Annotated in this window: 4 protein-coding genes; all 4 read left to right on the top strand. The window is 63.8% G+C overall.

From position 1 onward, the window contains the following. Nucleotides 1-685 (top strand): TolC family protein (locus tag WEA77_RS02380; RefSeq protein ID WP_368066269.1); only part of this gene is annotated, 685 nt, incomplete at its 5' end. Between the two features lie 20 nt (nt 686-705). Further along, complete coding sequence (locus tag WEA77_RS02375) at nt 706-1,971, top strand: efflux RND transporter periplasmic adaptor subunit (protein WP_368066268.1); 1,266 nt, start codon at nt 706-708, stop codon at nt 1,969-1,971. Continuing rightward, the gene (locus WEA77_RS02370) at nt 1,968-5,189 is read left to right on the top strand and encodes an efflux RND transporter permease subunit (RefSeq protein WP_368066267.1); all 3,222 of its coding nucleotides are present in this window, start codon (nt 1,968-1,970) and stop codon (nt 5,187-5,189) included. The genes WEA77_RS02375 and WEA77_RS02370 overlap by 4 nt, the downstream gene beginning before the upstream one ends. Before the next feature lie 86 nt (nt 5,190-5,275). Further along, nucleotides 5,276-7,483 (top strand): M13 family metallopeptidase, encoded by a 2,208-nt coding sequence (locus WEA77_RS02365; protein WP_368066266.1) that lies wholly within the window; start codon nt 5,276-5,278, stop codon nt 7,481-7,483. Nucleotides 7,484-7,524 lie beyond the last annotated feature (41 nt).

The raw sequence follows: 7,524 nt of genomic DNA, 5'->3' as shown, positions 1-7,524 counted from the left end.
CTATCAGGCAGCGGAGATTACCGCGACCGCAGCGATCGCCGAACTGGAAGAAATGGCGGCGGAGGGCAACCCTGCCCTGCTGCTGTCGCGCCGGCCAGATATCGCGGCGCTGGAAGCGCGCGTCGTGTCCGCCGGTCTGCGGGCCGAGGAAGCGCGTCTCGCGATGCTCCCGTCGCTGCGGGTGACGGGGTCTGCGGGCACCAGTTCGACCGAGTTCGAGGATGTGGTGGATCCGTCGCTGATTGCGGCGCGGCTGGTCGCGGGCCTCGTGCAGCCGTTGTTCACCGGCGGGCGCCTGAAGGCGACGCAGGAGGCGGCGATTGCGCAGGCGCAGGCCTCGGTCGCGACCTATGTCAGCGGCGTGCTCGGCGCCTGGCGCGAAGTGGAAGATGCCCTGACGGCGGACGTGCTGCTGGCGCAGCAGGAAACCGCGCAGGGCGTTGCTTTCGAAGAGGCGCGCTATGCCGAGGAGCTGGCCGAGCGCCAGTATATCAGCGGCACCATCACCATCTTCAACCTGATTGACGCACAGACGCGCCGCCTGACAGCTGAAAGCCAGCTGGTTTCAGCCCGCGCCAGCCGTGCTATAAACCGCGTATCCTACCATCTCGCGCTCGGCGGCGGCGTACCTGCCCCGGCCGCAGACACCACCACCGCCCCCACCGAAGTCCAGACGCCGCAGTAAGCGGCAGGAGCTATATCCCCATGGGACGACTGATTGCCATTATCGCCCCGATCGCCATCATCCTCTTCCTGGGGATCGGCGGGTTTCTCGCCGTCCAGGGGATGAAACCCGAAGCGGAGAAGAGCGAAGAGCCGCGCGCCGGCCTCAATGTGTTTGCCGAGCCCGTGAAGGAAGTTTCGCTGACGCTGAAGGTGGACGCGCAGGGCGAGGTACGGCCGAAAACCGAGATCGTGGTGGCCCCGCAGACGTCTGGCCGGATCGCCTATGTCTCGCCGGACTTCATCGATGGCGGTTTCATCCGCCGCGGCCAGGTGCTCGTGCGCGTTGATGCGCAGGACTATGAGCTGGGCGTGGTGAGGGCGCGTTCGCTTGTGGCGACAGCCGAGCAGCGGCTGGCCCGCGAGATCGCCGAGTCCGAACTGGCGCTGCAGGATCTGGAAGACCTCGGCATGACGGATGCCTCGCCGCTGGCCCGGCGCGAGCCGCAGCTGGCAGAGGCACAGGCCTCGCTCGACGCGGCGAAATCGCAGCTGAAGGACGCTGAGCTTGCATTGGCGCGCACCGCCGTGATCGCGCCGTTCGATGGCCGCGTGCGCGAACGCAGTGTCGATATCGGCCAGGTGGTCGCGCCAGGACAATCGCTCGGCCGGATCTTCGGCAATGATATCGTGGAAGTGTCCCTGCCCCTGAAGGACGCCGAGCTTGGCCGTCTTGGCCTGCCGATCGCGTTCGCCGACAGCGAGACCACGCCGGGGCCGGAAGTGGTGTTCACTGGAACGGTGGGCGGCGAGCCGCGCACCTGGAAGGGAAAGGTCGTACGCACCGGCGCCGCGGTCAATTCGCAGACGCGTCAGATCAACGTGATCGCCGAGCTGCGCGATCCTTTCGGTGCAGGCGCCGACAATGGCGCACCGATGGCGCCGGGAATGTTCGTGAACGCACAGATCCTGGGCAAGAGCCTCGACCGCGTGATGGTGGCGCCGCGCTCGGCGCTACGCGGGGATGACAAGCTGTATATAGGCGATCCGGACACCGGGAAGCTGTCGATCCGCACAGTCAATATAGAGTTTTCGGACCGCGACGGCGCCTATTTCCATGAGGGCGCGGACGTCGGCGAGTTGGCAATCGTCAGCCCGATCCAGGCCCCATTCGACGGCATGAGCCTGACCGTGATGCAGCGGATGGAAGACGGCACCGTGAAAGTTCATAATCCGCCCAAGGCCGCCAAGACTGGTGAAACGGAAGTGGCAAAAGCTGACACGACTGGCGAGGGAGCCGCCCAATGAAAGGAATCGTCGCCTGGTTTGCCCGTAACTCGGTTGCCGCAAACCTCCTGATGTTCATTCTCTTTGCGGGCGGCGTCTTCGGCTACTTCGCGATGGAGCGGGAAATGTTCCCGGTCGTGAAGGTTTCCGGTGCCTCGGTGTCGGTGGCCTGGACCGGCGCGAGCCCGCGCGACATCGAAGACCAGATCGTGACCCGGATCGAGGAAGCGGTGGCCGACATCAACGGCCTGGACCGCGTCACGTCGGTCTCGAGCGAAGGCTTCGGCGTGGTCAACATCCGCGGCCGCGACGACATCGACATGGACACCTTCCTCGACGAGGTGAAGCTGCGCGTCGATCAGATCAACAACCTTCCACAAGCCGCGTTTCAGCCGCAGGTCCAGCGCTGGGAACGGCGCAACTGGTTCATGGGTATAGCGGTTCATGGCAATATGGACGCGCGCACCCTGCGCAAGATCGGCGACAAGGTGCGCGACGACATCGCGGCCATGCCCGGCGGCGAACTGGCCGTTTTGCAGGGCACGCTTTCGGAACAGGTCAGTATCGAGGTATCCGAAGAGGCGCTGCGCCGTTTCGGACTGACCATGTCGGATGTGGCGAATGCAGTGCGCCGGACATCGCTGAATTCTTCCGGCGGGCGGATTGAATCACCTGTCGGGGACGTGGCCCTGACCGCGCGCAACCTTGCGGATACGGCCGACCAGTTCGGCGAAATCATCATTCGCCAGTCGAGCGAACAGGGGGCGGTCCGGGTGGCTGATGTGGCAACCGTGGTGGACGGCTTCGTCAGCGACAAGCTGCAGGCGAGTTTCAACGGCCGCACGACGACATTCGTGATGGTGCCCGAGCCTGACAGCATGGACATCACGCGCTACGCCGAAGGCTTCCGCGACTATATCGAGCGCGCCAACAATCCGGCCAACGGCATCCTGCCGGAAGGCACCAAGATCGACATACTCTGGGACGATTCCAAGACCTTCCAGGCGCGCATGGACCTGATCAGCACGTCGGCGATTTCCGGCGCCATCCTCGTGATGATCGTGCTGCTTCTCTTCCTCCGCCCGATTGTCGCCTTCTGGGTGACCATCGGCATCTTCGCGGCCTTCGCCGGCAGCATCATGCTGTTCCCGGCGGCGGGTATTTCCTGGAATATCCTCTCCACCTTCGCCGTGCTGCTGGTGATCGGGGTGATCGTGGATGACGCGATCGTGGTCGGCGAGAATATCCACAAGGAGGTCGAGAGCGGACGGCGCGAAGGCCTCAATGCCTCGGTCATCGGTACACAGCTGGTGATGAAACCGATCATCTTCGGCGTGCTGACGACCATCATTGCCTTCCTGCCCTGGGCTTTTGTTACAGGTCCGACGCGGATGTTCACCCAGCAGATCACCTTCGTGGTCGTCATCTCGCTGGCGATCTCGCTGGTCGAATGCCTGCTGATCCTGCCCGCACACCTCGCGCACATGAAGAAGCAGAAATTCGAAGGCCCGACCGGTCCGCTGATGCAGTTCCAGCGCCGCATTGCCGACAGCCTGCTGTGGTTTGCCAACAATCTCTACCGGCCCGTGCTCGAAATGGCGATCAAGTTCCGGTACGCGACGCTTGCCTTCTTCTTCTCGATCCTGGCGATTGCCATTTCGCTTCAATCGAGCGGCGTGGTGCCGTTCAAGTTCATGCCGGAAATCGAGGCGGACCTTATCCAGGTCAGCATCCAGATGCCGGACGGAACGCCGTTCGAGCGCGTGATGCAGGTGCGCGACCAGCTGCAGGCCGGCGTCGTGGGCGCAACGAAAGCAACCGATGATCAGCACCCGGAAATTGCGGGCGGCCTGATCCGCGATGCGTCCATCGTGGCCTCGGGTACCCAGGTTCAGGCCTGGATCAGCCTGGTGCCGCCGGAAGAGAGGCCCAAAGACGTCCGGTCGAAAGACCTTACTGACGAGCTGCGCAAGGCCACGGGCGAAATTCAGGACGCGGAAGAGATCAATTTCGAGTTCACGTTCAACCAGCCCGATACCGGCCTGACCTTCGCGCTGAGCCATCCTGACCTCGACCGTCTGCGCGCCTCCGCAGACTACATGAAGGCGCACATGGCCACATATGCCGAGGTGTATGACATTACGGACAACCTCTCCTCGGCTGCCGAGGAAATCCAGATCACGATGAAACCCGGCGCCGAAACGCTCGGCATCTCGCTGGCGGATGTGTCGAACCAGTTGCGCCAGGCCTATTTCGGCGAACTGGCCGACCGGATGGCGCGGGACGGCGAGGACGTGGAAGTGCGTGTGCGCCTGCCGATCGAAGCGCGAAATGACCTCGACAGCCTTGCCTCAATCCGTATACGGACCCTTGACGGGCGTGAGATTCCGGTGACCGAAGTTGCAAACTTCGAGTATGCGCCGGGCATCAACCGGATTGTTCGCCGCAACCGGTTGCGCTCAGTGTCGGTCTCTGCCGAAGTGCTCGGCGACGGCGGACGCGCGCGCATCATGGAGGCGATGGAGAAGGACTTCTGGCCTCAGTTCAAGCAGGAATTCCCCGACGTCGAGCGCGGCGAGGCCGGCGGCTTCGAACAGGAGCAGGAATTCTTCGCCGAGATCGTGAGGCTGATCCTGATTGCCGTCGGGGCCATGTATATCCTTCTGGCCATCGGCTTCAGATCCTATGTCCAGCCGATTCTCCTGATGATGGCCCTGCCCTTTGCCTATTGCGGCGCCATTCTCGGTCTCGCGCTGACCGGTACCCCGATGGCGATGTTTGCCTTCTTCGGGATTGCGGCCGCCGCCGGCGTCGTGATCAACGACAACCTCGTGCTGATGGACTATGTCAACCGGCGCCGGGATGAAGGCGCGGGCGCCGTGCAGGCGCTGGTCGATGCGGGGGTGTCGCGCTTCCGGCCAATCCTGCTGACTTCGCTGACGACCTTCGTGGGCCTTGCGCCAATGCTGTTCGAAAGATCCGTACAGGCACAATTCCTTCAGCCGATGGTCGTGTCGCTGACCTTTGCGGTGACCTTTGCGCTGTTCGTCTCGCTGCTGATGGTGCCGGCGATGTATGCCATCGGCGCCGAGATCGGGCGCATCTTCGCCTGGACATGGGGCGGCAAGCCCTATCGCAGTATCGGCGAAGGCTATTCGGGACATGTCACGATTGATGAAGACGAACTGATCGGCACCAGCGCCGGGGACGGCATCGGCCGCCCGGCACCTGCCGAATAACCGGGCCCCGGCCCAGTAGAGTAAGCCAAGACCAGTCTTAGAAACGCCCCGCCCCGATGGCGGGGCCATGCAGGGAAAAAATGTCCATGAAGAAACTTCTGCTCAGTGCAGCCTCGCTCGCGCTCATCACGGCTTGCGCGCACCACAAGGAAGCGCCGGCCACCGCGGTGGCCGAAACGCTGGTGCCGGAAAAGGCCGCAGCGCCCGGAAAGTTTCTGACCGAGGAGGGCCTGGAGCTTTCAGCGGCTGATGTGTGGGGCGACTGGGGCGTGAACCTCGAGACGCGCGATACGTCCGTGCACCCCGGCGACGATTTTTATGCCTACGCCAATGGCGCCTGGCTTTCGACCTTCGAGATTCCGGCAGACCGTACACGGTATGGTTCGTTCGACCTGCTTGGCGAGAAATCCGAGCAGCGCGTGCGCAAGATCATCGAGGAGCTGGCCGCTGCGCAGCCTGCTGGCGGTACGATCGAAGGCAAGGTCGCCGCCTATTACAACGCTTATCTGGACACCGGCGCCATCGAGGCGGCCGGCCTCGCGCCAGCTGAGCCGATGCTGGCCCGTATCAAGGCGGCTGCAACGCGCGAGGATCTTGCGGCGCTGTTCGCCGAAAACGGCGTCTCTTCGCCTCTCGGCGGCTTTGTCGATGTCGATTCCAAGAAGCCGGATGAATACATCTTCTATGTCAGCCAGGCCGGCCTCGGCATGGGTGACCGCGATTATTACCTCGTCGACAGCGAGAAGAATGTCGAGCTGCGCGCCGCTTATGCGGCGATGCTGACGACACTGCTGACCGGGGCCGGCTACGCCGATCCGGCGGCGGCGGCCGCGAGCGTGATGGCGATTGAGACAGATATCGCGAGGGCCCACTGGGACCGCGCACTCGGCCGCAACCGGAACCTCACCTACAACAAGCTGACGATGGCCGAACTGGTCGCCCTCGGCGGCGCCTTTCCGACTGCGCTGATGCTGGAAAAGTACGGCATCGGCGACCAGTCGGCGGTCGTGGTGCGCCAGCTGACGCCGACGCCGGAAGAGATCGCCGAGAATGGTCTGTCTGCGGAGGATGCCGCCAAGGTGTCCGGCGGCGGCGTTGAAGGCATCTTCAAGCTGATGGCCGAGGCGCCGGTCGATAGCTGGCAGGCCTGGCTCGCGGCGAACTATCTGCGCACCCATGCCGATGTGCTGCCGAAGAGCATCGATGACACGGTGTTTGCCTTCTATGGCACGGCGCTGACCGGCACGACCGAGCAACGCCCGCGCTGGCGGCGCGGTGTCGCGGCGGTTGAAGGCGCAATCGGTGAAGGCGTCGGCAAGGTCTATGCGGCGCGCTACTTCCCGGCCGAGAACAAGGCCGAGATGGACAAGCTGGTGGCGAACCTGCGCACGGCAATGGCGTCGAATTTGGGCGGGCTGACCTGGATGGGCGAGGCGACCAAGGTGGAGGCCCGCGACAAGCTGGCAAAGTTCACGCCGAAGATCGGCTATACGGAGAAGTTCGAGACGTATGACACGCTGATGGTCGGCGCCGGCGCGTTCGGGAATGCCGACGCGGCGGGCGACTGGGCGTACGAGGACATGATCTCGAAACTGGGCGAGCCGATCGACCGGACCGAATGGGGCATGCTGCCGCAAACGGTGAACGCCTATTACTCGCCGGGCCGCAACGAAATCGTGTTTCCGGCTGCCATCCTGCAGCCCCCCTTCTTCAATCTGAGCGCCGATCCGGCCGTCAACTATGGCGGCATCGGCGGCGTGATCGGTCACGAAATGGGGCACGGGTTTGACGACCAGGGCTCCAAGTCGGACGGCACGGGCGAGCTGCGCAACTGGTGGACGCCCGAGGACGAGGCCAATTTCCGCGGCCTCACGGACGCGCTGGCCGGCCAGTACAACACCTTCTGCCCGCTCGATGACGGCAAGACCTGTATCAATGGCCGCCTCGCACTGGGCGAGAATATCGGCGACCTCGGCGGCCTCTCGATGTCTTACAAGGCCTACAAGCTCAGCCTCGACACGGACGGCGACGGCACGATCAGCGCCAGCGAGGAGGCCCCGGTGATCGGCGGGCTTACCGGCGACCAGCGCTTCTTCATGGGCTGGGCGCAGATCTGGCGGGCCAAGTACCGCGACGAGGCCCTTCGCCGCCAGCTGCAGCAGGGCCCGCACTCGCCGCCGGAATTCCGGGTCAACGGCGTGGTACGTAACTTTGATGAATGGTACGAGGCGTTCGACATCGGCCCGGATCATGCACTTTACCTGGCTCCGGAAGAGCGCATCCGCATCTGGTAGCGGTTTACGGTGTTTACGGTTGTGGCCGCCGACGGGTAAAT

It is taken from the genome of Hyphomonas sp., from assembly GCF_040882205.1.
Lineage (GTDB): Bacteria > Pseudomonadota > Alphaproteobacteria > Caulobacterales > Hyphomonadaceae > Hyphomonas.
This window is presented reverse-complemented; position numbering and strand designations above follow the sequence as displayed.

What these genes read in the sequence shown, in the direction of transcription:
- WEA77_RS02375 (WP_368066268.1), top strand. Translation starts at nt 706, where the DNA reads ATGGGACGACTGATTGCCATTATCGCCCCGATCGCCATCATCCTCTTC.
- WEA77_RS02370 (WP_368066267.1), top strand. Translation starts at nt 1,968, where the DNA reads ATGAAAGGAATCGTCGCCTGGTTTGCCCGTAACTCGGTTGCCGCAAAC.
- WEA77_RS02365 (WP_368066266.1), top strand. Translation starts at nt 5,276, where the DNA reads ATGAAGAAACTTCTGCTCAGTGCAGCCTCGCTCGCGCTCATCACGGCT.